Source organism: uncultured Olsenella sp. (assembly GCF_959602185.1).
Lineage (GTDB): Bacteria > Actinomycetota > Coriobacteriia > Coriobacteriales > Atopobiaceae > Olsenella_I > Olsenella_I phocaeensis.
Genome location: NZ_CAUGRZ010000005.1, coordinates 31,175 through 54,579 on the forward strand (window position 1 = coordinate 31,175; position 23,405 = coordinate 54,579).

General features: G+C 68.5%; 19 protein-coding genes and 1 tRNA gene. 17 read left to right on the top strand and 3 right to left on the bottom strand.

What is annotated here, in order from left to right; all coding sequences use genetic code 11:
* Positions 1-365 precede the first annotated feature (365 nt).
* Together Q5923_RS04790 and rsmI are read left to right on the top strand one after the other, a co-directional pair.
* Positions 366-1,409 (top strand): glycoside hydrolase family 5 protein, encoded by a 1,044-nt coding sequence (locus Q5923_RS04790; RefSeq protein ID WP_009278551.1) that lies wholly within the window; start codon positions 366-368, stop codon positions 1,407-1,409.
* The gene (gene rsmI, locus Q5923_RS04795) at positions 1,409-2,407 is read left to right on the top strand and encodes a 16S rRNA (cytidine(1402)-2'-O)-methyltransferase (RefSeq protein WP_303132486.1); all 999 of its coding nucleotides are present in this window, start codon (positions 1,409-1,411) and stop codon (positions 2,405-2,407) included. Before Q5923_RS04790 ends, rsmI begins: the two co-directional genes overlap by 1 nt.
* Positions 2,408-2,468: 61 nt before the next feature.
* Here rsmI and Q5923_RS04800 read toward each other — a convergent pair whose 3' ends face one another.
* Complete coding sequence (locus Q5923_RS04800) at positions 2,469-3,596, bottom strand: 5-methyltetrahydropteroyltriglutamate--homocysteine S-methyltransferase (protein WP_303132487.1); 1,128 nt, start codon at positions 3,594-3,596, stop codon at positions 2,469-2,471.
* Between the two features lie 432 nt (positions 3,597-4,028).
* Between Q5923_RS04800 and Q5923_RS04805 the strand changes: the two genes are divergently transcribed.
* The 15 genes from Q5923_RS04805 to Q5923_RS04875 all read left to right on the top strand — a co-directional run bounded on the left by Q5923_RS04805 (position 4,029) and on the right by Q5923_RS04875 (position 21,674).
* On the top strand, positions 4,029-5,687 hold the full coding sequence (locus Q5923_RS04805; protein ID WP_303132489.1) for a helicase HerA-like domain-containing protein: 1,659 nt from the start codon (positions 4,029-4,031) through the stop codon (positions 5,685-5,687).
* A gap of 238 nt (positions 5,688-5,925) precedes the next feature.
* The gene (gene metG, locus Q5923_RS04810) at positions 5,926-7,530 is read left to right on the top strand and encodes a methionine--tRNA ligase (RefSeq protein WP_072500255.1); all 1,605 of its coding nucleotides are present in this window, start codon (positions 5,926-5,928) and stop codon (positions 7,528-7,530) included.
* A gap of 9 nt (positions 7,531-7,539) precedes the next feature.
* Positions 7,540-8,601, top strand: coding sequence for a 16S rRNA (adenine(1518)-N(6)/adenine(1519)-N(6))-dimethyltransferase RsmA (gene rsmA, locus Q5923_RS04815; protein WP_303132490.1), 1,062 nt, complete (start codon positions 7,540-7,542; stop codon positions 8,599-8,601).
* 218 nt (positions 8,602-8,819) lie between these two features.
* Positions 8,820-9,848, top strand: coding sequence for a TatD family hydrolase (locus Q5923_RS04820; protein WP_303132491.1), 1,029 nt, complete (start codon positions 8,820-8,822; stop codon positions 9,846-9,848).
* A gap of 98 nt (positions 9,849-9,946) precedes the next feature.
* Positions 9,947-10,729 (top strand): ComF family protein, encoded by a 783-nt coding sequence (locus tag Q5923_RS04825; RefSeq protein WP_303132493.1) that lies wholly within the window; start codon positions 9,947-9,949, stop codon positions 10,727-10,729.
* A 551-nt stretch (positions 10,730-11,280) separates the two neighbouring features.
* Positions 11,281-12,273, top strand: a complete 993-nt coding sequence (locus Q5923_RS04830) for an ABC transporter substrate-binding protein (RefSeq protein WP_303132494.1) — start codon at positions 11,281-11,283, stop codon at positions 12,271-12,273.
* A 141-nt stretch (positions 12,274-12,414) separates the two neighbouring features.
* On the top strand, positions 12,415-13,002 hold the full coding sequence (gene raiA, locus Q5923_RS04835) for a ribosome hibernation-promoting factor, HPF/YfiA family (protein WP_072500250.1): 588 nt from the start codon (positions 12,415-12,417) through the stop codon (positions 13,000-13,002).
* A gap of 10 nt (positions 13,003-13,012) precedes the next feature.
* A complete protein-coding gene (locus tag Q5923_RS04840; RefSeq protein WP_009278561.1) occupies positions 13,013-14,059 on the top strand; it encodes a DegV family protein in 1,047 nt (348 codons plus the stop codon).
* A gap of 78 nt (positions 14,060-14,137) precedes the next feature.
* The gene (locus Q5923_RS04845) at positions 14,138-15,178 is read left to right on the top strand and encodes an NAD(P)-dependent oxidoreductase (RefSeq protein ID WP_303132495.1); all 1,041 of its coding nucleotides are present in this window, start codon (positions 14,138-14,140) and stop codon (positions 15,176-15,178) included.
* Positions 15,179-15,385: 207 nt separating this feature from the next.
* Positions 15,386-16,162, top strand: a complete 777-nt coding sequence (locus Q5923_RS04850) for an NYN domain-containing protein (RefSeq protein WP_303132497.1) — start codon at positions 15,386-15,388, stop codon at positions 16,160-16,162.
* A gap of 16 nt (positions 16,163-16,178) precedes the next feature.
* The gene (locus Q5923_RS04855; protein ID WP_009278564.1) at positions 16,179-16,760 is read left to right on the top strand and encodes a hypothetical protein; all 582 of its coding nucleotides are present in this window, start codon (positions 16,179-16,181) and stop codon (positions 16,758-16,760) included.
* 69 nt (positions 16,761-16,829) lie between these two features.
* Positions 16,830-17,810 carry a hypothetical protein gene (locus Q5923_RS04860; protein WP_303132499.1) on the top strand — a complete coding sequence of 327 codons (981 nt, stop codon included), beginning with the start codon at positions 16,830-16,832 and terminating at the stop codon, positions 17,808-17,810.
* A gap of 94 nt (positions 17,811-17,904) precedes the next feature.
* Positions 17,905-19,128, top strand: a complete 1,224-nt coding sequence (locus tag Q5923_RS04865) for a purine-nucleoside phosphorylase (protein WP_303132501.1) — start codon at positions 17,905-17,907, stop codon at positions 19,126-19,128.
* 122 nt (positions 19,129-19,250) lie between these two features.
* Positions 19,251-19,326: transfer RNA gene (locus Q5923_RS04870), tRNA-Thr, on the top strand.
* Positions 19,327-19,862: 536 nt separating this feature from the next.
* Positions 19,863-21,674 (top strand): ABC transporter ATP-binding protein, encoded by a 1,812-nt coding sequence (locus Q5923_RS04875; RefSeq protein ID WP_303132503.1) that lies wholly within the window; start codon positions 19,863-19,865, stop codon positions 21,672-21,674.
* A gap of 41 nt (positions 21,675-21,715) precedes the next feature.
* Here the strand turns inward: Q5923_RS04875 and Q5923_RS04880 are convergent, their stop codons facing one another.
* Both Q5923_RS04880 and Q5923_RS04885 read right to left on the bottom strand, forming a co-directional pair.
* On the bottom strand, positions 21,716-22,351 hold the full coding sequence (locus tag Q5923_RS04880; RefSeq protein WP_303132505.1) for a class I SAM-dependent methyltransferase: 636 nt from the start codon (positions 22,349-22,351) through the stop codon (positions 21,716-21,718).
* A 211-nt stretch (positions 22,352-22,562) separates the two neighbouring features.
* A complete protein-coding gene (locus Q5923_RS04885) occupies positions 22,563-23,384 on the bottom strand; it encodes an HAD-IIB family hydrolase (protein ID WP_303132506.1) in 822 nt (273 codons plus the stop codon).
* Between the last annotated feature and the right edge of the window lie 21 nt (positions 23,385-23,405).

A 23,405-nucleotide genomic window follows, 5' to 3' on the forward strand; every position in this document is an offset into this window, starting at 1 on the left:
TAATCGAAGACGGGGAGTGGAGAAGAGCTGTTATCTCTCGTCCGACCACGCCATGTGATGCGCGGGCGAAGCTGCGCCGCGGGATTGGCGTGCTGGGCTGCTTGCGCCGCAGGGCTGGTACGCCCACTTCTCGCCTCGCGCGCGGCAGGCGAGAAGTGGGCGGTTATGACGTCACGAGGCGTCCGAAGTGGGTGGCCCCTGGGCGAGAGGGGCGCTTGCAACGACCCACATCGCCCCTTTCGCGCGCCAGGCGAGAAGTGGGTGGTTACGACGCTGGCAAATGTGTCCCATCCTCGGGCTATACTCGAACCAGCAAGTGACCAGCAAGTGATTTTGCCCCCTTTACCTGCGAATCGGAGCGTCCCATGGCAGAGCGTGCCCTACACGGTGTGAACCTCACCGGCTGGCTCGTCCTCGAGCCCTGGGTCACGCCGTCCCTCTTCGCCGACTCTGGTGTCTTCGAGGAGGAGCGGCTCGTCTCGTCCCTCGGCCGCGAGCGCTACCGGGAGCTGGTGCTCCGTCACCGCGAGGGCTTCATGTCGCAGGCCGACTTCGTCCAGATCGCCGCACGCGGCTTCAACGCCGTGCGCCTGCCCGTGCCCTGGTACGCCTTCGGGCACGCCGGCCCCGAGCCGGGGCCCTTCGTCTCGTGCGTCGACTACGTGGACAAGGCCTTCGAGTGGGCGGAGGAGATTGACCTCAAGATCGTCCTCGCGCTGGCCATCTCTCCCGGCGTGCCCAGCGCCGAGGCGGACATGCTGCGCAACCGGGGCGACTTCTCGCGCTACAAGGACGACATGCTGCGCGTCGTGGCCGCGCTCTCCCGTCGCTATGCCCTGCGCGTCGCCTTCGCCGGCATCGAGGTGGCGGACGACCCGGTGGCGCAGCAGCGCCATGGCCTCAGCCTCACGGACGGCGTCCCCCTGCACACCCTGCGCAACTACTACCGCGAGGCATACGAGGCCGTGCGTCAGAACGCGGGCGACGACGTCGCCGTGATCGTGCCGGACGCAGGTCGTCACGGCGCCTGGAGTCGCTTCATGGCCCCGCGCCGCTACCACAACGTCTGGCTCGACTGCCACCTCTACCACTACTTCGACAAGGTGGAGAGTGCCGGGCCCTCCGGCATCCGCAAGCTCGCCCTGAGCTCGCAGAAGGCGCTGGAGCTCGCGGGCAGGAGCGGGCTTCCCGTCATGGTGGGCAAGTGGTCGGGGTCGCTGCCCTTCTCGGACTCCGCTACCACGCCCGAAGGCCGAATCGCCCTAGAGCGCGTCTTCGTGTCCGAGCAGATCGCGGCGTTCAAGGGCTGCCCAGCCTGGTTCTTCCAGACCTGGAAGACGGAGGGTCGCCTCTCGGGCTGGGATGCCCGCGTGTCCCTGGCAACCTTCGAGCGAAGGATGCTCGTGTGATGGATTTCGATTTGCGGCCGTCCCGCCGGTCGGGTGGCCAACCAAACGACCGGGCAACTGACCGATCGCCCAGGGGCGCGCGTCCCGGCGTGGGGGCAGGTGCGGGCACGAGTGCGGGCACGACAGGCTGCGAGGGCGGGGGAGAGGGGCTTCTCTCCGTCGTGGGAATGCCCATCGGCAACCTCGAGGACGCCTCGCCGCGCGTCGTGCGCACCCTGGCCGAGGCTGACCTCCTGCTCTGCGAGGACACCCGCGTGACCAGCAAGCTCCTGGCCCACTTTGGCATACGCGTCCCCCTGCAGAGGGCCGACCAGAACGTCCTCGCCCAGCGCGTCGAGGGCATCCTCACGCGCGTCGAGGGAGGCGAACGCGTGGCCTTCGTGTCCGACGCGGGCATGCCCGGCGTGTCGGACCCCGGCCAGCAGCTGGTGGACGCGGCGCTCGACCGTGGGTTGCGCGTCGAGGTCATCCCCGGTCCCTCTGCCGTGACCTGTGCCCTGGTGGCCTCGGGACTTCCCATGGAGCACTTCTTCTTCGAGGGCTTCCTGCCTCGGCGGGAGGGGGCCATGGCGGCGCGTCTCGAGGCCTTGGCACAGGTGCCGGGCGCGCTCGTGGTGTATGAGTCGCCGCATCGCGTTGCATCCACGCTCGCCGTGGTGGCCCGGGTCCTTCCGACGCGGCAGGTGGCGCTGGTGCGCGAGCTCACCAAGCTGCACGAGGAGGTCGTGCGCGGGCCAGCTGCCCAGGTCGCGGAGGAGGTCGCCGACCGCGAGGGCCTGAGGGGGGAGTGCGTGGTGGTCATAGGCGCCCCCAGCGAGGACGAGCTCCTCGAGCGCGCTCACGCGGCGGGCTCCGGGTCGGCGACGCTGGAGGACGCCATCGCGGCGGCGCTTGCGGCCGACGAGCCCAAGAGCGGCCTTGCCAAGCGGCTCGCCAAGGAGTTCGGTCGCCCCCGCTCCGAGGTCTACGACCTGGTGCTGAGGACGGCCGAACAATAGCGGAGCCCGCCTCTCTCGCCCGCGTCGACGAGGTGCCGCGCGACCCTGTCGTTGGTCTCGCCTAGCCCCAGACCTCCTCGGCGATGCTCCTCACCAGGGCGACCTTGGCCCACTGCTGCTCCTCGCTCAGCTTGTTGCCAATCTCGCACGAGGCGAATCCGCACTGCGGGGACAGGCAGAGCCTTTCGAGCGAGAGGTAGCGCTCCGCCTCGTGGATGCGCGCCACGACCTGCCCGCGGTCCTCGAGCTGCGCCGACTTCGTGGTGACGAGGCCCAGGACGACCTTCTTGCCATCTGCGACCTGCGCCAGGGGCTCGAAGCCTCCGGAGCGGTCGTCGTCGAACTCCAGGAAGAAGTTGTCCACGTGCTCGCGGGCGAAGAGCGTGCCCGCCACGTCGTCGTAACCACCCTCGCAGGCCCAGGTGGAGTGGAAGTTGCCGCGGCAGACATGGGTGTTGATGGTGAGGCCCTCGGGGCGGGCGTCCAGCACGCGGTTGTTGACCTGCAGGAAGCGCTCCTTGGTGCGCTCGATTCCCGTCGCGTCGGTGCCGAAGAACTGCTCCGCGTGGGGGTCGACCAACAGGCCCCACGAGCAGTCGTCGAACTGGAGGTTGCGGCAGCCGGCGTCGTATACGTCCTGGATGAAGGCCTGGTAGCAGGCCACGAGGTCGTCCTCGAGGCGCTGGTCGTCGGCGTAGTAGCGGCGGGTGTTCTGGAGCGCGAAGGGCATGGCCAGCTGCTCCAGGAACTGGGCGGGCGCGGGGATGGTGAGCTTGGACACCGTGTTGGCGTCCTCCAGGTCCTGCACGAAGCGGAAGTGGTCCACGAAGGGGTGGTGCCCCTTGTAGGCGAGGCTGCCGGTGAGGTAGGTGTCGTCGATCTTGGCTGCCTCGCCATGGAAGGGCAGGCCGTCCTTGGTCTTGCTGTGGCCGATGCCCGCAAAGCCCCACATGAAGTCGAGGTGCCAGGTCAGGCGCCTGAACTCCCCGTCGGTGATGGTGCCGAGGCCCGCCGCCTGCTCCTTGGCCACCAGCTCGCGGATCGCCGCGTCCTCGATGTGGGTGAGCTCATCTTGCCCCAGGTGGCCCTCCTCGAAGGCAGCACGTGCCTGGCGGAGCTCCGCCGGCCTCAGGAAGCTGCCCACCACGTCGAAGCGGTGTGGGGTCCTCTTGTCATACGGAATTGCCATCGCTCGTGCCTCCTCGTCTTTGCGCCCGGGCCTGCCGCGCAGGCGCACGGTTCTTCTCGACTGCACATTGTGGTAGCTCAAGAGACATGGTGGCACGTCGCTTTTGGGGCACCTGGTTATCGATTGGAGCAATAACGACTCGGTGCGACGGGTGGGCGGCCAGGCGAGAGGTGCGGCCGTTTCGTGCCCCCCCAGCCGTGCCCCCAGCCGCGCCGTTCGCACATCCCCGCAAAGATGTGAGCATTGCCGACGTTTGTCCAGTTGGGGATGGGCTCTTCTCGCACGAACAAAGTTTTTTGCGAGAGTCGCGGCTGCCCAGACGCCTCATCCATCCCACCCGCCGCAGCTACGCCAGCGACCCCGGCCGGACCCGCGTCCCACCCCCGTCGTACAATTGGCCCATGACCAGCCCGCACCGATCGGAGGATGCCCATGCTCGTGAACGACAAGATCTGGGTCGCCCAGGGGGACGTGCCCTGCTGCCTGCTCCTCAACCAGGCCAACCGCCACGGGCTCATCGCCGGCGCGTCGGGCACGGGCAAGACGGTGACCCTCAAGGTCCTGGCCGAGGGCTTCTCCAACGCGGGCGTCCCCGTGTTCATGGCAGACGTGAAGGGTGACGTCACGGGCATGGCCCAGGGCGGTGCCATCTCTGACAACCTGCGCCAGCGCATGGACTTCTTCGGCATCAAGGAGGACGAGTTCTCCTTCCAAGGCTGCCCCATGCGCGTCTGGGACATGCTCGGCGGCGACGGCGTCCCCGTGCGCATCACCGTCTCTGACATGGGCCCCACCCTGCTCAGCCGCCTCCTGGGCCTCTCGGACGTGCAGGAGGGCGTGCTCAACATCGTCTTCCGCGTGGCCGACGACCAGGGCCTCCTCCTCATCGACCTCAAGGACCTGCGCGCGATGCTCGCCTACGTCCTGGAGCACGCCAAGGAGTACCAGTCGACGTACGGCAACGTGTCCGCCCAGTCGGTGGGCGCCATACAGCGCTCGCTCATCGCCGTCGAGGACCAGGGAGGCGACGTCTTCTTCGGCGAGCCCAGCCTGGAGCTCGATGACTGGTTTGCCTGCGCGCCCGACGGCCGCGGCTACGTCAACCTGCTCAATGCCTCCCGCCTCATCCAAAGTCCGCAGGTCTATGCCATGTTCCTGCTGTGGATGCTCTCGTCCCTCTTCGAGGGGCTGCCCGAGGTGGGCGATCCCGACAAGCCCCGCTTCGTCTTCTTCTTCGACGAGGCGCACCTGCTCTTCGATGGCATGCCCAAGGGGCTGCGCGACAAGATCGTGCAGGTCGTGAAGCTCATCCGCTCCAAGGGCGTGGGCGTGTACTTCATCACCCAGTCCCCGTCGGACATTCCCGACGAGGTCCTGGCCCAGCTTTCCAACCGCATCCAGCACGGCCTGCGCGCCTACACCCCCGCGGAGCAGAAGGCCGTGCGCGCCGCCGCGGACTCCTTCCGCGCCAACCCCGCCTTCGACTCCGCCCAGGCCCTGCAGGACCTGGGGACCGGCGAGGCGCTGGTCTCGCTCCTTGACGAGGAGGGAAAGCCCAGCGTGGTGCAGCGCGCCAAGGTGCTCTTCCCCCAGTGCCGCATGGCCGCGGCGGACGCCGACGTGATGCAGTCCGTCCTTGCCGGTCAGGGCGACCTGATGGACAAGTACGGCACCGCGGTGGACCGCCTGAGCGCCTACGAGACCATCGAGGGCCAGAACGCGGAGGCAGAGGCCAATGCCAAGCTCGCCGCGGAGCGCGCCGCCTTCGAGAAGGAGAAGGCCGAGTTCGAGGCCCAGCGACAGAAGGAGGCGCAGAAGGCGGAGAGGGAGCGCCAGAAGGCGGAGGAGAAGGCCGCCCAGGCCGCACAGAGGGAGCAGGAACGTCAGCAGAGGCAGCTCGAGCGCGAGGCGGAGGCCGCCGCAAAGCGCGAGGTGGCGGAGCAGGCGCGCGCCGAGCGGGAGGCCCAGAGGAAGCAGGAGCAGATGGCCAAGCAGGTGGGTCGCTTCGCCAACTCCATCCTGGGCACCTTCGGCCGCGAGGCGACGCGTCAGCTCACCCGCGGTCTCTTCAACTCGCTGAAGCGCCGCTAGGGAGGTGGGCCGCGAGGCCGTCGCGCCCGTATGCCGCGCGCCTGTCCGTCGGGGGGCAGCTGTCGCGGTTGTCCCGCTGCTGCCGCCTAGTCCCGGCCGCCACCGGGCCTCGACCCGGTCGTCGCGCCCGGCCGCGAAGGGCGCCCCTCTCGCCTGATGTACAATGCCTAGTTGCTCATTTTGGCATTCGCCACCGAGATGGGCGTCCGCCATCAGGACCGTCGTCAGGAGAGATCGCATGGACAAGCCGTCCTTCTTCATCACCACGCCCATCTACTACGTCAACGCCGCTCCCCACCTGGGCACCGCATACTCCACTGTCCTCTGCGACGTCCAGGCGCGCTATCGCCGCTCAAAGGGCTATGACGTGAAGTTCCTCACGGGCATGGACGAGCACGGTCAGAAGGTCGAGGAGGCGGCGTCCGAGCACGGCGTGAGCCCCCAGGAGTGGTGCGACTCCCAGGCCCCCCTCTTCGAGGGACTGTGGAAGACCCTCGAGATCTCCAACGACGACTTCATCCGCACCACCGAGCCGCGCCAGGTCAAGGCCGTGCAGTACCTGTGGGAGCGCATGCGCGAGTCTGGCTACATCTACAAGGGCTCCTACGACGGCTGGTACTGCGTGCCGGAGGAGACCTACTTCACCGAGACCCAGGTGAGCAAGTCCGACGAGGCCAACCACACCGAGGGCCAGCACCTCTGCCCCGACTGCGGCCGTCCCCTGCAGCGCGTCCAGGAGGAGTCCTGGTTCTTCAAGCTCAGTGCCTTCCAGGACCGCCTGCTCAGGCTGTACGACGAGCATCCCGACTTCGTCGAGCCCGACTTCCGCATGCGCGAGGTGAGGACCTTCGTCGAGGGCGGGCTCCAGGACCTCTCCGTGAGCCGCACGAGCTTCGACTGGGGCATCCGCCTGCCCTTCGACGAGAGGCACGTCACCTACGTGTGGTTCGACGCCCTCCTCAACTACATGACCGCCGTGGGCTACGGCCAGGGTGGTGACGAGGCGGCCGCCGAGCTGGCGCGTCGCTGGCCCGCCCAGTTCCACGTGGTGGGCAAGGACATCATCCGCTTCCACTGCGTCATCTGGCCCGCCATGCTCATGGCCATCGGCGAGGCCCTGCCCGAGCACGTCTTCGCCCACGGCTTCCTCATGGTGCGCAACGAGGAGACCGGCAAGGGAGAGAAGATGTCCAAGAGCCGCGGTAACGCCATCGCGCCCCAGGACGTCATCGACATGCTGGGCGTGGAGGGCTACCGCTACTACTTCATGACCGACGTGAACCCCGGCGAGGACGGCGCCATCAGCTTCAGCCGCATGGAGCAGGTCTACAACGCCGACCTGGCCAACAGCTGGGGCAACCTGGTGAGCCGCGCGCTCAACATGAGTGCCAAGTACTTCGACGGCAGGACGCCGGAGCTCGCTGACGGCTGGGCCGAGCGCCAGAACCCCCTGCGCGACATCGCCCTGGGCATCGAGGGGCGCTACTCCGAGCGCATGGACCGCCTGGACTACGTGGGGGCCAAGGACGTCGTGATGGAGCTCGTCCACGCCGCCAACCACTACGTCGAGGATTCCGCCCCCTGGACGGTTGCGAAGGACCCCGCCCGCGCCCAGGAGCTCGCCGACATCATCACCAACCTTCTCGAGTCCATCCGAATCTGCGCCCACCTGCTGGCGCCCTTCATGCCCCAGACCTCGGCCGAGGTCCTGCGTCGCATGGCGCTGGGAGACGAGGCCTCCTGCGACGACCTCGCGGCCGCCTGCGCCTGGGGAGGGCTCGTCGGTGGCGTCGAGGTAACCAAGGGCGACGCCCTCTTCCCGCGCCTCGCCGCGAAGAAGTAGGGGGGCGACGTGGGCATCGAGCCAGGCGAGAGGGGCGTCGGCCTTTCCGGTGGCGCCTTGCCGGACGGAGGCGCGCCCGACGCGGGCCGGGCGGTCGTGCCGTGCGACAGCGGTTCCTGTTCGAGCCAGGCGGCCGGGTCGTGCCGCGCGACGCCTGGTGCCGTGCCTGATCCCACGCCCAGCTCCTGGCTGGCCAATCCCCGCTCGACCCGCGAGGTCCTGGACGCCTTCGGCCTCTTCGCCAAGCATCGCCTGGGACAGAACTTCCTGGTGAGCGACGGGGTCATCGCGAGGATCCTCGAGCTTGCCGAGCTGGGTCCCGATGACGTCGTCTTCGAGGTCGGACCCGGCATCGGGACGCTCACCGTGGCGCTCCTGCGGCAGGCGGGGGCCGTGGTCTCGGTCGAGGCCGACCGCGCGCTCGAGCCCGTGCTCGCCCAGACCTGCGAGAGGGACTCCGAGCGCTTCGCCCTGGTGATGGGGGACGCCCTGCGCGTGGACGCGGAGGGCCTCTCGTCCGCCGTCGCCGCGCTTGGCCTTGCGGGCATCGACCCCGAGCCGCGCCTCCTGGTGAGCAACCTGCCTTACCAGGTCGCGGCCACCGTGATCCTGCGCACGCTCGAGCACATGCCCCGCGTCCGCCGCGAGGTCGTGATGGTCCAGGCCGAGGTCGCCGACCGCATCGCGGCCACGCCGGGCGGCAGGGACTACGGGGCGTACACGGCCAAGCTGGGACTCTATGCCCAGGTCACGGGGCGCTTCGAGGTGGGTCCCGGCAACTTCATGCCGCCGCCCCACGTCCAGAGCGCCGTCGTGCGCATCGACCGCCGTCCCTGCCTGGGGCCGGACGGCACGCCTCTCTCGCCCGAGCACGTCGCGGCGTGCGCGGGCGTGATTGACGCCGCCTTCGCGCAGCGTCGGAAGACCATACGCAACTCCATGGGCGCCTCGGGCTTCGACCGGGAGCGCCTGGACGCCGCCTTCTCCGCCACGGGCACCGCCCCCACCACACGCGCGGAGCGGCTTGCGACCGCCGACTTCGTGCGCCTGGCGGAGGCGCTGGGCTGGTAGCGTTGGGGGTCGCAGCGGCAGGCTCCACGGCTCTGGCGATGCTGCGGTGGCAACGCCGAGACGGCATTCTGTGAGATTTGCTGACTTTTTCTCACCTCAACTGGGAAAACGTCAAATTCGACAGCATTTCGCACAGAATGCTGTCTTTCGCATAGGTGGCCGAGCACCTTGCGGACGGCCGCAACGACCGTGAACGACCACAAGAGAGAGACACGCGCATGGCGGTAGACGAGTTGCTCCAGAGGCTGGGCGTCGACGAGGACGGGGCCCTCTTCCACGACAAGAAGGGCCGTCCCGTGGCGCTTCCCTCCGCGCCCGCGCCCCTCGCGGACAGCCACGGACACCTGACCGGCTTCCTCGGCCATGACGCGCCTGCCGTCCTCGTGCGGGCCGCGCTTGCGGGCCTGCGCCTGCTCGTGGTTCCCGTCGACCCGGTGGACGAGATCCCCCGCAGGTGGGGGAGTGCCGGCGAGCTGCTGGGCTGGATCGACGCCCAGGTGGACGAGGCGCGCGAGCTGCTCGACGCCTGCGCGGCGCGCGGCATCCTGCCGCCCGGCGCCTTGGGCTACGAGGGGCTCCCGTCCCTCCTCGACAACCTGCGCATCGTCGCCGGGGCACATCCCTATGGCGCGGCGGAGCTGGACGGCGCGGCCCTCGCGCGCCTGGACGAGCTCCTTGCGAGCCCGCGTGCCGTGGGCGTGGGAGAGATCGGCCTCGACCTTGGTCCCTACAACGAGCTGCCCGTCGACGTCCAGGAGCGCGCCTTCCGCCTCCAGCTCGAACTTGCCCGCGAGCGCGAGCTGCCCGTGGAGCTCCACATCCGGGACGGTGCCCAGGACACGCTCGCCCACGAGCTCGCCGCACGCGTCCTGGCCGAGCGCGGCCTTCCCGCCGCTGGCTGCGACCTCCACTGCTTCACGCAGGGTCCCGAGGTCATGGCTCCCTTCGTGGAGCTGGGCTGCCACGTCGCCTTCGGCGGGGCGGTGACCTTCGGCCGCTCGGACGACATCCGCACCGCCGCGACGTCCTGTCCCGAGGGGCTCCTGCTCAGCGAGACGGACGCCCCCTACATGGCACCGGTCCCCCTGCGCGGCCTTCGCTGCGAACCTGCGATGGTCGCCTTCAGCGCCGACTGCGTGGCCCGCGTGCGCGAGGAGGCCGGCGTCGCCCCGCGCGCCCGCAGCTACGAAGCGATGCTCCGCAACGCCTTCGGGCTCCTCGTGCCATCCGCGCGGTACCGCGCCTGACGGAGGGCGGCACCCTCCGCACCCGCGTCCCATCCCAGGCGTGCTACCATCGCCCCACAAGCCAACGACCCCTCGTGCGCCCCGGCGTAAGGCTTGCCATGCGCATCGACCGCCTCCCGCACGTCATCCCGACCGTCAGGGCCGATGGCCCGCTCCTCTCCTATGCCGCGCACGTCCTTGCGGAGGGCGCCCAGGAGCTCCTCTGGCCCACCCGCTGCCTGGGCTGCGACCTGGGCGGAGAGCTCCTCTGTCCCGACTGCCGGGCGTCCCTTCCCTGGGTCGATCAGGCCTGGGCCTGCCCCAACTGCGGGGCGCCCCATGGCTTCATGACCTGCACCGAGTGCGACGAGGCGTGGGAGACCCGCGCCTGCGTGAGCTCGCTGCCCTTTGGCGGCGTCGCCTCTCGTCTCATCACGGGCCTCAAGGACGCCCACGAGCTGCGGCTTGCCCCCGTGCTCGCGGCGCTCATGCTCTGCTCGCTCGACGAGGCCGCGTCCTGGCCCGCGGCGGACGGACGTCCCCGCTTCGACCGCGCCGACCTGGACGCCGTCTGCTTCGTCCCCGCCACGCCGCAGGCCTACCTCCGGCGCGGCTTCGACCACATGGAGCTGGTGTCGCGCTCGCTTGCGGCGCAGCTGGGGCTTCCGCTGGCTGACGTCCTCAGCCGCAGCTCGTCAAGCGACCAGAGAGGCCTCGGGCGAGAGGCGCGCGCCTCCAACCTGGCGGGGAGCATTGACGTGCTGGAGAGGGTGGACGGCCTCTCGTTCCTGCTCGCCGACGACGTGATCACCACGGGGGCGAGCGTGCGCGAGTGCGCCCGGGCCCTCCTCGGGCGGGGCGCGAGGAGCGTCACCGCCTGCTCCGTCGCCCGCGTCTGGTGAGGGGCGTCAGCGCCGTCGCGTCGGACGTCGCGACGCCCGACGCGCCGCCCGATGGGGCGGAAGGCCGTCAGGCCCCGCCCGCCCGTCACGCTGGCGGCGCATCCCCGTCCGCCCGTCACGCTGGCGGCGCATCCCCGTCCGCCAGCTGAACCGTCGCCCAGCTGGCCTTAAGCGGGCAAACATGCTGGTATACTGTGCGAAGCCTTACCCAGGTCTGTGGTTGCGGGCGCCAGCGCCCTAGTCCATGGCAGACGAGGCCAAAGGGATCCACGTAAGTCCGGGCGTGCGCGTCCGGGCGAGCATGGCTCGTCCTAGAGGTAAGTCGCACCGCCCGTCATACTCAGAGGCATACGGCCTCGCGGGCGAGAGGGCCTCCAGTCAGGGCCGCCGCGGCGGTCACGGCAAAAGCCCCAGTGCGCGAGTGTGGGGTCAAATACCAGGTCAGCTGGGTAAGGCGGAGCTGCGTCACCAGGACCGGGACAAGGGACGAGGTCTCGGCAGCGTGCGTCGGCAAGTTCAGGCAGGGGCTCGAAGAAGGCGAGAGGTGCAAGATGAGGTCCCAGACGTCAAAGGTGGTCGCTCCAATTATGGCCGGGCTGCTTCTCTCGCTTGCCCTGGGGGGCTGCGACGCGCCTGACGTGTCTCAGCTCGCCTCCGTGCCCGACCGCCTGGCGGGGCTCGCCCAGGGCATTCCCGACCCCTTGGCGAAGACCGGCGTGGAGGAGGCGCTCGCCGCCCGGGCCACCAAGTCGCCCCAGGTCTCGGACGCGGCGCTCGTGACGCCCGGCACCCTCACCGTGGGCCTCAAGTCCTCGTCGGTGGGCATCCCCTTCTGTGCGCAACTCGAGGGCGGGGAGTTCGTCGGGCTTGACGTCGACCTCGCCTCCGCCGTAGCCGACGAGCTCGGTCTCAAGGTGAGCTTCGTGAGCGTCCCCAGCGCGAGCGGTGCCTTGGGCAAGAGCTGCGACGTGGTCATGGACACCCGTGCCGGCGACTCGAGCTCCGCAGCCGCGGTGGGCGGTTACGCGCAATCCGCCACGGCCTTCTTCCACAAGGGCCAGACGGGCGTGGCAAAGGTCGAGGACCTCTCGTCCAAGACGGTGGGCCTGCAGAACGGCTCCGTGTCGCAGAAGGCGCTCCGCTCGACGGGCCTGGTGATGGAGGAGAAGACCTTCGCCAACCTCAACGAGGCCTTTGCCGCGCTCGACGCGGGAGGCGTCGACTACGTGCTCTGCGACGCCTATTCGGGAGCCTTCCTCTCCATGGGCTGCAAGGACATCGCCTTCGCGGGCACGCTGGACGCGCCCGTCACACAGGGGATCGGCGTGCTCCCCACCAACACGGAGCTGCAGGGCGGCATCAAGTCCGCCCTCGACACGCTGCAGTCCAACGGCATCGAGGACGGCATCCGCTCGCGCTGGCTGGGCGGCATGCCCCAGCTGGGTGACACCAGCCAGGTGAGGGACGTCCCCGCCCCCGTCCAGGAGGAGCCGGCCGAGGAGGCCGCTCCCGCCGAGGCCGGCTCCAACGCGGCCAGCGTGTAGGGACGGATGCCGCAGGCGTCGCGGCCTGCGCCCGCCGCTTGGCGAAAGCGACTGCCAAAGAGCCCCCTCCTGGGGTATCTATGAGTCACGGTGGGCTCTCGGAGAGGGCCCACGCAAGTCACGCGAAGCGAGGAGGTACTGATGGTCGACATCAAGATCTCGGGACGCAAGGTCTCCGTTTCTGATGGCATGCGCGACCACGTTCTTGACAAGGTGGGCGAGTCCCTCAAGGTGTTTGACATCCAGCCGATGAGCTGCGACGTGGTCCTGCGCGTCGACAAGAACCCCTCCAACCCCGACCGCCGCACCTGCGAGATCACGGTGTTCGTCCGTGACAACGTGGTGCGCGTGGAGGCCAGCAACCAGGACATGTACGCCGCCATCGACGACGCGGCGGACAAGGTCACCCGCCAGCTGCGCAAGTACAAGACGCGCGTCATCGACCGCAAGCAGCGCTCGCAGCAGACCATCCGCGAGGGTGCGCCCCTGGGCGACCTGGACGACCTCATCGAGGGGGAGGAGCTCGACGACCAGCTGGTGCGCGAGAAGTACGTCGACCTCACGCCCATGACCGAGGAGGAGGCGCTCGTCCAGACTGACCTCCTGGGCCACGACTTCTATGTTTTCGAGAATGCCACGACCGGCCTCGTGAACGTCATCTACCACCGCCATAATGGTGGGTACGGCATCATCAAGCCGAAGATCGAGACCGAAGACGGCGAGGCATAGCGAGGTTCGCATGAGCCAGGGCGATCAGAGCTCACCCAAGGACGGGAAGACGGCGGAGGCGCCGGCCGACGTGAGGAACGTGGGCAGGGCCTACCATCAGAAGCGCAACGTCAAGATCATCATGGACTCCACCGCGGACTTCGCCACCGGCGTCGCCGAGCGGCTGGGCGTCGAGGTGATCCCCTTCAGCTACGTGGACGCCGACGGCGTCGAGCACCAGGACGACCGCTGGCAGGAGCAGGACCCGCACGAGTTCTACGAGCACATGCGCAAGAACCCGGACGCGCGCTTCCACACTGCGGCGGTCACGCCGGGACGCTACTTCGAGGTCTTCGAGCGCGCCGCACAGGAGGGGCTGCCCACCATCTACATGGGGCTTCCGGCCGGGCTCTCGAGCTCCATCGACTCCGCCCGCCAGGCGGCTCAGATGATCCGCGAGAGGTATCCCGACTTCGAGCTCTACGTGCTGGACAGGCGCTGCGACTCCGCGGCAGGCCAGCTTCTGGCCATCGAGGTGGTGCGCCAGGCGTCCCTGGGCCTCACGGCGGAGGAGCTCTACGAGTGGGCCCGGGACGCGCGCTACTTCATCCATGGCTACTTCACGCTGGACAGCTTCGACACGCTTGCCGCAGGTGGGCGCATCCCGCCCGCGGCGGCCAACGTGGGTGGCAAGCTGGACATCAAGCCGGAGCTCTCGTACGACCTCAACGGCGCCCTCTCCCTGCGCGGCATGTGCCGCGGCCGCAAGAAGGCCCTGCGCGCCATAGTCCAGGACTTCAGGGAGAACTACGCCCACGACACGTCGCTCCCGGTGGGCATCGTGTCGACCGACGCCCAGAAGGACGCCGACTGGCTCGAGGCCCAGATTCGCAAGGAGAAGGGCTGCGAGGACCTGACCATCATCCACAGCACGGTGTCGCCCATCTTGGGCGCGCACGTGGGGCCCGGCATGGTGGCGCTGGTCTTCTGGGGCAAGGACCGGAGGGAAAAGATCTCCCTCACCGACCGCATCGCCCGCAAGGTGAAGAAGGGTGCGCGCGGCCCCGAGGAGGGCTAGCGCACGATCGCAGGGTTCGCATGCCACCGGGTGCCCGAGGTGCCTGGTGGCATGCCCATGCCAGAAAGGCACGAACGCATGACGAACAAGATCAAGAGGGTCGCCCTCATCGGCACCGGCATCATGGGGGCTCCCATCGCGGGGCACGTCCTGGACGCGGGCTTTGACCTCACCGTCCACAACCGCACGCCCGAGAAGGCGAGGGCGCTGGTTGAGAGGGGCGCCCACTGGGCTTCGAGCCCCGCCGAGGCCGCAAGGGACGCCGACGTGGTCCTGACCATGGTGGGCTATCCCTCCGACGTGGAGGACGTCTACCTGGCAAGCGACGGCATCATCCGCGCCAGCAGGAAGGGCGCCTACCTGATCGACCTCAGCACCAGCGCGGCCGAGCTCGCCCGCGACATCCACGACGCCTCCGAGGTCGAGGACAAGCACGCCTTCGACTGCCCCGTCACGGGAGGCCAGGCGGGGGCCGAGGCCGGCACGCTCACGCTCTTCGTGGGCGCGGACGAGGGGACCGCGGCTCCCGTGCTGCCGCTCCTCCAGTGCTTCTCTGACAAGGTCTTCTACTTCGGCCGGGCCGGCATGGGCCAGACGGCGAAGCACTGCAACCAGGTCTCGCTCGCGTCCTGCATGATGGGCTATGCCGAGGCCATGGCCCTCGCCGAGGCGGCAGGCCTGGACGAGCGGACCATGCTGGAGGCCGTGGGCTCGGGCATGGGCGGCTCGGTTGCCATGGACATGCTGGCGCCCAAGGCCCTCGCGGGCGACTGGAAGCCCGGCTTCATGGCCGAGCACCTGCTCAAGGACCTCAGGCTGTCCCTCTACGAGGCCGAGCAGATGGGCATCTCGCTTCCCTCGACCGACACCGCCTTCAACCTCTTCGACCTCCTCTGCCAGGTGGACGGCTCGCGTCTGGGCACCCAGGCGCTCTCGCTCCTCTATGCCGAGGAGGAGGCGGGCGCGGCGGCGGGCCTCGACTGGTCCCGGGCGCAGCCCGCCCACGACGAGGACGGCTGCGACTGCGAGGACGTCGGGTGCTCCTGCGGCCACGACCATGGCGACGGGGAGTGCGGCTGCGGTCACGGCGACGGCCACGGGCACCATCACCACGAGTAGGGGAGTCCGGGAGAAGGCCCTGCCCGCGACTGGGACGGGGCGCCAGCCACGCTCCGGGTTACTCTCGCCTGACTTTTGGGTATAAAAGGGCAGTTGGGGCCGGGTCGCGCCGTTCGACGGCGTAGCATTCCCACCCCTAGTGCCAACACGCACGCGTGCCGGGCCCAAGACCTGCCCGCATCGCGCAGAAAGGAACAGGTCCCCCACATGAACGAACTGACCCAGAGGTCGATGGCGGTCCTCATCGACTACGAGAACCTTGCCCTTGGCACGGGCAAGAGGCGTCGCAACGGCCACCAGGATCCCGGCCCCCGTCCCGACGTCAAGCGCATCCTCGAGCGCCTGGTGGACAAGGGCCGCATCACGGCCAAGCGCGCCTACTGCGACTGGCAGCGCTTCGACGACGCCATCACGCCCCTGCACGAGCTGGGCATCGAGCTCATAGAGATCCCCGACCGCGCCTACACCGGCAAGAACTCGGCGGACATCCGTCTGGCCGTGGACGCGGTCGAGATGTGCCTCACCAAGGACCACATCGACACCTTTGCCATCCTCTCGGGCGACTCCGACTTCTCGCCCCTGGTCTCGAAGCTCAAGGAGTTCGGCAAGACGGTGATCGGCGTGGGCATGAAGGAGTCCACGAGCAGCCTCCTGGCCGAGGTCTGCGACGAGTTCATCTTCTACGAGGACATCGTGAGCCAGGGAGGCGTCCCCGACTACTCGCAGAAGGTCCCCAAGGAGAAGCACGAGGCCTACCAGCTCCTCTTCGAGACCATCGACGCCCTCCAGGGCGAGAGCGACAGCGCTGTCCTCGCCTCGCGCCTCAAGGACACCATGAAGCGCAAGCGCCCCCAGTTCAGCGAGCGCAGTTACGGCTACCGTTCGTTCAGCAACCTCCTGCGCGAGGCCTCCAAGCTGGGGTTCATCGAGATTCACCAGGATACGAAGAGCGGCACCGTCATGGTGGACGGCTTTGCCGAGTAGCAGAAGGGAAGTGCGCATGTCCGAATCCACTGAGGAAGAGAAGGCCGCGGCGGCCCTGGCGGTTCTCGTCGACCAGCTGTCGGCGGCGAGCCGTCGCAGCCGACAGGACGCGGCCCACGACATCGAGTCCATTGCCAGGGTGAGCCCCGAGCGCCTGACACCCCATGTGGGCAAGCTCATCGAGGCTCTTGGGCGTCCCGAGGCGCAGACGCGCTGGGAGGTGCTCTCGGCACTCTCAGAGATGGTGCAGGTAGATGCCAATGCGGTGACGGACGCCTTCGAGGGGGCGGAGTCGTCCCTCTTCGACGAGGGTTCGGCTACCGTACGTCTTGCGGCCTTCCGCTTCCTCGCGCGCCTCGGGGCCACCGGCGCGCGCATGTCCGACGAGGCGTGGCCGCTCCTGGACGAGGCGGTGCAGTGCTACCACGGCGACCCCGAGTACCGTGACATGCTGGCCTGCCTCCTGGACTTCGCGCACGGCGAGCTCTCGGAGGCCACCAGCCACGCGCTCGCCGCCCGCGTGGGCTTCGACGCGGAGAACGGCAGGGGCTACATCAGGAGCTTCTCGGAGCAGATCGCGGCGGCGCTGGCCAGGTAGGCGGCGTCGGGCGACGTGCAAACGGACGGCAGCCCCGAGGGCGGCCGCAGGATTCAAGGAGGTTCGCGTATGGCGAACAAGAACGAGGAGAAGGACGTCGAGACGCAGGGCAAGAACGCCAAGGACGCCAAGGACGCCAAGGACGCCAAGGACGCCAAGGACGCCAAGGACGCCAAGGTCGCGTCGGGTGCCGCGGAGGGGCATGCAGGTCCCGCCGCGGCGCTGGCGAGGCTCGGCGCGCCCGCCTGGATCGCCGTCGCCGTTGCCTGCGTCGTGCTGGGCATCCTGGTGGGCAAGTTCCTCCTGGGCGGGGGCTCCGGCAGCGCCCTGGGCAAGAAGACCCTCCAGGAGTCCGAGCTCGACACCACCGTCGCCACCTACGTCTACGACGGCAAGAGCCACGACCTGAGCGCCCGCGACGTCCTCACGTCGCAGACCTCGCTCGACTCCGCTAAGAAGGACGACGGCAGCTACGCGATGCCCACCGCCGACAACGTCCTGGCCGCAGCCCGCTCGCAGATCCTTGCCGATGAGGTCAAGAGGCGCGGCATAGAGGTGAGCGACGAGGACCGTGACGCCTTCGCCACGCAGTACATCGGCTCCACGGACTACGACAGCATTGCCTCGAGCTACGGCATGGACGCCGACTCCGTGAAGCAGATGGTCACGCAGTCCGCAGGCCTCGCCAAGCTCCGCAGCCAGGTCGTGACCTCCGACGCCGGCACTCAGCCCACGGCCCCCGACAAGCCCGAGGCGGGCAAGGAGGAGGACGCCACCGCGGCCTACGCCCAGTACGTCATCGGCCTCGCCGGCGACGAGTGGGACAGCGACGCCAACGCCTGGAAGTCCTCTGACGGCGCCTACGCCACCGCGCTCGCCGACTACACGGTGACCAACGACTCCGCAACCTACGAGGCCGCGCGGGCGGCCTACTACGTGGCCTACCAGAAGTACTCCGCAGCCGCCTCCGAGGGCGCCTCGCAGTGGACCGACTTCGTGAACGGTCTGCTCAGCAACGCGAGCATCAGCATCTCCGGGCTGAACGCGTAGCGCGAGGGGCGCGTCGGGCGCGGACTTTGCAAGGATTTGACGCTGCGGGCGGGGCCTTCGGGCCTCGCCCGCCCCTTACGGACGAGGAGCCCTCATGCGCGTGGTCGTGAGCGAGTGCCTGCGGGGCGTGCCCTGCCGATTCGACGGTGGGTCGAAGCTCGATGCCGCGGTGTGCGAGCTCTGCTCCAGGCCGGGCGTCGAGCCCGTCGGCGTGTGCCCCGAGCGAGCGGCGGGGCTTCCTGTCCCGCGGCTTTCGGCCGAGCTGCTGGGGGAGCGCGTGCTCCTCTCGGACGGGACCGACGTGACGGAGGAGTTCGAGCATGGTGCCGCGTCCTGCCTCTCGTCGGCTCGCTGCGACGCCAGCGCGCCCTGGGACGCCCGCGGGGGATTGCCGCCGCTCGCCATACTGAAGGCAAAGAGCCCCTCCTGCGGCTCCGGCGTAATCTACGATGGAACACACACCCATACGTTGGCCGAGGGCGACGGCGTGTTTGCCCGTCTCCTCCGGAGGGAGGGAGTCTGCGTGGTTAGCGAGGACATGGTGGAGAGCTGCAAGCCCTCCGTGGAGCATCCCGTCGCGATCGTCCTGGGCACCGGCCTGGGCCACCTTGCCGCATTGGTCAAGCCCGTGCGCAGGATTGACTATCACGACATCGAGGGCTTCCCCAGGGACGCCCGGCCCGTGAGGGGGCACAGCTTCGAGGCCACCATCGGCACCATCGACGGGGTCCCCGTGGTCGTGTATCCCGGACGCATCCACCTCTACCAAGGCTACAGCGCCGAGGAGGTCACCGTCCTGGTGCGCCATGCGCACCGCCTGGGCTGCCGTGACATCTTCTTCGCCTGCGCCACGGGTGCCGTGCCCGGCAACGCCCATGTGGGTCTGGGCATCCTGACCGACCAGGTCAACCTCACGGGGCAGAACCCCCTGGCTGGCTCCAACCTGCGCGACGTGGAGACCCCCTTCGTGGGCATGACCGACGCCTACACGCCCTACCTGCGCACGTTGGCACGGGGCGTGGCGGACGACCTGGGCATCACTGTCGAGGAGGGCGTCTTTGCCGGCGTCATGGGGCCCTGCTTCGAGACCCCTGCCGAGGTCGCCATGCTGAGAGGGATGGATGTCTCGTACACCGGCTTTTCCACGGCGCTCGAGGTGATCCTGGCGCACGCCCTGGGGATGAACGTCCTGGGCATGACGCTGGCGTCCAACGAGAGCGGCGACCCCAAGATGTCCCACCAGAGCGTGCTCGAGGCGGCGGAGAGGCACGCTGACGACTTCGAGCGCCTGGTGCGCGGGGTGCTGCGCCTGCTCTAGCGCAGGTCGCGCCTGCCTTGGGTGGGATTCGCGTGCCGGAGCGAGAGAATGCGGGATTCGCGCTTGAAAAGGGCGAGGGATTCCATGTAGTATCCTATCTGCTGCAAGGCAGCCATAGGGTTGCCAGCATAGCTCAGTTGGTAGAGCACCGCTCTCGTAAAGCGGGGGTCATCAGTTCGAGTCTGATTGCTGGCTCCATGTAAAGTCGCAGGTCGGAGGGGTCGTTTCCTCTCCGGCCTGCTTTCCTTTTCCAAGCCGTTTTCCGGCTTAGTCCACGGATGGTCTACGGGGATGTCCATCGCGTTGGGCACGCGTCGCAGCCGGATACCGCAGCCGGAAGCTGCGTGCGGTTTTGGAGTTGTATGCGGTTCTCACAAAGTATGCGGTTCTCACAAACAATGAAATATGCAAGTGACTCATCTACCTGCGCAAATAGAAAGCCCCATCCGATTGCGGTAGTTTTTCAGGCGAGAAAACCGCATACAACTCCGCCGCAAGAAGCGCTCCGATGCAGGTAGCGCTCCGATGTGGGCAGCACTCCGATGCGGGCGGAGCTTCGCCGCAAGCGGCAGCTGGGATGCCAGCGTGCCGGCTTGACGCTCCCTGCGGCCGCCCCAGGCGCGCCGCACGGTCATCTAGAGATTTCGTCCTGGGCATAAGCACCCGCCCGAATGGGCATCCTGCCAGAAGGCTCGTGCGCGAGCCTTCCCGACCGACGCAAGCAGGAGCGGCACATGGGCCTTCGCAGCACCACCAACTCCAATGACCGCGGCACCATCAGGCGCACGCTCCACTACTTCTGGTGGGTCACCCGCCAGCGTCCCGGTGCCTTCGCGCTCTCGGTGGTCAGCTCGGTGGGGTACACCGCCCTTCTCACCTTTGCCAACACCTACGTGATGGGCCTCATAGTGGACCGCGTTCAGGCCTCGCCCGTCGCGCCCGACCAGGTCCTTTCGGTGTTCGACCCGTACATCCTGGCCCTCCTCCTGGTCAACGCCCTGGGCCAGACCCTCTCCAAGCTGCAGGACCTCTCGGTCTACCAGCTCGAGATAAACGGCAACTACCAGCTCTCGCGCCTCTGCTTTGACACCCTCTCCAACCAGTCGATGACCTTCCACAACAGTCGCTTCGGGGGTAGCCTGGTGAGCCAGACCTCACGCTTCGTCTCGGGCTACTCGGGCCTCGTCGACGTGGTGACCTACAGCCTGTACCCCACGCTGGCCTCGATCGTGCTCACCGTGGGCATGCTCGCGCCGGTGGCCCCCAGCTTCGTGGCCATCCTCATGGTCATGCTCGTGGTCTACGTGGTCCTGGCGTATCGCATGTACAAGCGCATCCTTCCCCTCGCCGCGCAGGCGTCGACCGCCCAGAACCGCCTCTCGGGCGTGCTTTCGGACGCCGTGACCAACATCCTGGCCGTCAAGACCTACGGTCGCGAGGACTTCGAGCGCCAGACCTTCACCACGGCCGACCGCGAGGCCATGGCGGCCGAGAACGCCAACATGCGCGCCACCATGCGTCGCGGCTTCACGACCTCGGCGCTCATCACGGTGATCATGTTCGTGGTCTCGATCTTCGTGTCGGGCGGCAATGCCTGGTTTGGCATCAGCGCGGGCACCCTGGTCATGATGTTCACCTATACCTACAACCTGACCATGCGCTTCAACTACTTCAACTCCATGATGCAGCGCATCAACCGCGCCCTGGGTGACGCGGCCGAGATGACGCGCGTCCTGGACGAGCCCACCCTCGTGGCGGACGACGAGGGCGCGGGCGCGCTCGTGGTGGGCGAGGGTGACATCGACTTCGAGCACATCGGCTTCCGCTACGCCGACGCACAGGAGGACGACAAGGTCTTCCGCGACCTCAACCTGCACATCCCCGCTGGCCAGCGCGTCGGGCTCGTGGGTCGCTCGGGTTCCGGCAAGACGACCCTCACCAAGCTGCTCCTGCGCCTGGACGACGTTCAGGAGGGCCGCGTGCTCGTGGACGGCCAGGACGTGAGCCGCTGCACCCAGCAGTCCCTGCGCCAGCAGGTCGCCTACGTTCCCCAGGAGGCCCTGCTCTTCCACCGCAGCATCAGGGAGAACATCGCCTACGGCCGGCCTGACGCCACCGAGGGGCAGATTCGCGCCGCGGCCGCCGAGGCGAACGCCCTCGAGTTCATAGACCGCCTGCCACAGGGCATGGACACCATGGTGGGCGAGAGGGGCGTCAAGCTCAGCGGCGGACAGCGCCAGCGCGTGGCCATAGCCCGCGCCATCTTGGTGGACGCGCCCATCCTGGTCCTGGACGAGGCGACGAGTGCGCTCGACTCCGAGTCGGAGGCGCTGGTCCAGGGCGCGCTCGAGAACCTGATGCGCGGACGCACCGCCATCGTCGTCGCGCATCGCCTCTCGACCGTGGCGTCGCTGGACCGCATCGTCGTGCTCTCGGACGGCAGGATCGTGGAGGACGGCACCCACCACGAACTGGTCGAGGCGGGCGGCGAGTACGCTGGCCTCTGGAACCGCCAGACCGGCGGCTTCCTGGAGGGTGCGGAGTAGGGGGGGACGCCCCTCTCGCCCGGCAGCCTCGACCGGAGGGGCTAGCGCAGCCTCCTCGCGCGGACGCAGAGCCAGTTGCGCCTGGTCTCGTCGGTGCGGCTCACGTCCTCGAAGCCCGCGTCCCTGAGCATCCGGACGATGTCTTCCGGTTCGTAGACGCTCATGCCGTCGATCAGGCCCTCCCACCTGTGGGCGGAGGAGGTGTCCACCGCCTCCTCGTTCACTACGTAGAGGCTTCCGCCCGGCGCGAGGACGTCATGGACCCTGCGGAAGCACCCCTGGACGTCGGGCCAGAAGTAGATGGTCTCGAAGGCCGTGACCACGTCAAAGGATGCGGGAGGGAAGAGGCTCGCCAGGTCCTGGACCCCACCCTGGACGACGTCGCAGGATCCGGACTCGACTGCGTTTGCGTTGAGCGCCCGGGACTCCGCGACGCTCACGGAGGAGTGGTCGAGCCCCGTGACGTGACAGCTCGCATCGCGCTCGAGGAGTCGCGCGATGTTGCCGCCCCCGCCGCAGCCCACGTCGAGGATGCGAGCCCCTGCGGGGATGTCCATGAGACCAATGCCCCAGATGGCCTGCCTGGCGTGGCCGCTGTTCATCCCCCGCGCCATCAGCCGTCCCCAGAAGCCCCGGGGTTCAGCCGTGTTGTTGAAGATTGTCTTCAAGATGCCCATGCCTCGGCTCCCCTCATTGCCCTCCCAGGGGCGGCGCTCAATGGATAAGTCTTGGATAACTTTAGCGGAAGCGAGAGGTGCTGGTGGTTGCTCGTAGTGGTTGGCTTCCTTCGACGGCATTTCTCACAGTCTCACAGGATGCTGTCGCTCGCCCCTCTCGCCCGGACGATCGCCCCGCGCCTTAGCACCTGCGGGGCATGATGGGGAGCACCTAGAAGAGCCGCTCGATGACCTCGACGATTCCATCGTGGTCGCAGTCTGCCACGACCAGGTCGCAGGCGGCGCGCACGCGCTCGTTGGCATTGCCCATGGCGACCGCCGTCCCGGCGGCGTGAAGCACGGCCAGGTCGTTGTCGTCGTCCCCCACGGCGACGGCGAGCTCGATGGGAACGTCCAGGAGCTCGCAGAGGCGCTGGAGGCCCGACGCCTTGCTCACGCCCTGCGGCGTGCACTCGAGGGACCCGACCTCGGCATCGGCAAGGACGAGCTCCGTCTTCGCCTCGAGTGCCTTCCGGCTGCGGTCGCGCCCAGCTGCATCGTGGTGGTGGATGTCCACCTTCACGACCTCGTCCGCGTGCTCGAGCGCATAGGAGCGCAGGTCGTCGACCTCCGTGTAGTTTCGCTCGAACATGGAGCGGTACACGCCCACGTTGAACTCCGCGCAGCGTCTGATGAGCCCGCGCTGAACGACGGAGAGGCTGCAGGTGGCCAGATGCGTCATGGCGCCCTCCGCCTCCGCGGCGTCGAGGCAGGCCACGAGCTCCTCCCGGGGGATGGACGAGCGGTGGATCGCGCGTCGGGCGCGCAGGTCGTACACGAGGCCGCCGCTGTCGAGCGAGGCGTGGGTGAGGAAGGCGAGCTCGCGGGAGTAGTCGGCGATCTCGGCAAGGCCGCGCCCGGTCGAGAGCGCCACCACGACGCCGCGGCCTGTCAGTTCTCGCACGGCAGAGAGCGTGCGGGGCGAGACCTGCTTCCGCGAGTCGAGCAGGGTGCCGTCCATGTCGAGCGCGAGGAGCCGGGGCTTGGCGCGCATCTTCCCTCCCGAGGTCGCTTC

What these genes read in the sequence shown, in the direction of transcription:
- Q5923_RS04790 (WP_009278551.1), top strand. Translation starts at nt 366, where the DNA reads ATGGCAGAGCGTGCCCTACACGGTGTGAACCTCACCGGCTGGCTCGTC.
- rsmI (WP_303132486.1), top strand. Translation starts at nt 1,409, where the DNA reads ATGGATTTCGATTTGCGGCCGTCCCGCCGGTCGGGTGGCCAACCAAAC.
- Q5923_RS04800 (WP_303132487.1), bottom strand. Translation starts at nt 3,596, where the DNA reads ATGGCAATTCCGTATGACAAGAGGACCCCACACCGCTTCGACGTGGTG.
- Q5923_RS04805 (WP_303132489.1), top strand. Translation starts at nt 4,029, where the DNA reads ATGCTCGTGAACGACAAGATCTGGGTCGCCCAGGGGGACGTGCCCTGC.
- metG (WP_072500255.1), top strand. Translation starts at nt 5,926, where the DNA reads ATGGACAAGCCGTCCTTCTTCATCACCACGCCCATCTACTACGTCAAC.
- Q5923_RS04820 (WP_303132491.1), top strand. Translation starts at nt 8,820, where the DNA reads ATGGCGGTAGACGAGTTGCTCCAGAGGCTGGGCGTCGACGAGGACGGG.
- Q5923_RS04825 (WP_303132493.1), top strand. Translation starts at nt 9,947, where the DNA reads ATGCGCATCGACCGCCTCCCGCACGTCATCCCGACCGTCAGGGCCGAT.
- Q5923_RS04830 (WP_303132494.1), top strand. Translation starts at nt 11,281, where the DNA reads ATGAGGTCCCAGACGTCAAAGGTGGTCGCTCCAATTATGGCCGGGCTG.
- raiA (WP_072500250.1), top strand. Translation starts at nt 12,415, where the DNA reads ATGGTCGACATCAAGATCTCGGGACGCAAGGTCTCCGTTTCTGATGGC.
- Q5923_RS04840 (WP_009278561.1), top strand. Translation starts at nt 13,013, where the DNA reads ATGAGCCAGGGCGATCAGAGCTCACCCAAGGACGGGAAGACGGCGGAG.
- Q5923_RS04845 (WP_303132495.1), top strand. Translation starts at nt 14,138, where the DNA reads ATGACGAACAAGATCAAGAGGGTCGCCCTCATCGGCACCGGCATCATG.
- Q5923_RS04850 (WP_303132497.1), top strand. Translation starts at nt 15,386, where the DNA reads ATGAACGAACTGACCCAGAGGTCGATGGCGGTCCTCATCGACTACGAG.
- Q5923_RS04855 (WP_009278564.1), top strand. Translation starts at nt 16,179, where the DNA reads ATGTCCGAATCCACTGAGGAAGAGAAGGCCGCGGCGGCCCTGGCGGTT.
- Q5923_RS04860 (WP_303132499.1), top strand. Translation starts at nt 16,830, where the DNA reads ATGGCGAACAAGAACGAGGAGAAGGACGTCGAGACGCAGGGCAAGAAC.
- Q5923_RS04865 (WP_303132501.1), top strand. Translation starts at nt 17,905, where the DNA reads ATGCGCGTGGTCGTGAGCGAGTGCCTGCGGGGCGTGCCCTGCCGATTC.
- Q5923_RS04875 (WP_303132503.1), top strand. Translation starts at nt 19,863, where the DNA reads ATGGGCCTTCGCAGCACCACCAACTCCAATGACCGCGGCACCATCAGG.
- Q5923_RS04880 (WP_303132505.1), bottom strand. Translation starts at nt 22,351, where the DNA reads ATGGGCATCTTGAAGACAATCTTCAACAACACGGCTGAACCCCGGGGC.
- Q5923_RS04885 (WP_303132506.1), bottom strand. Translation starts at nt 23,384, where the DNA reads ATGCGCGCCAAGCCCCGGCTCCTCGCGCTCGACATGGACGGCACCCTG.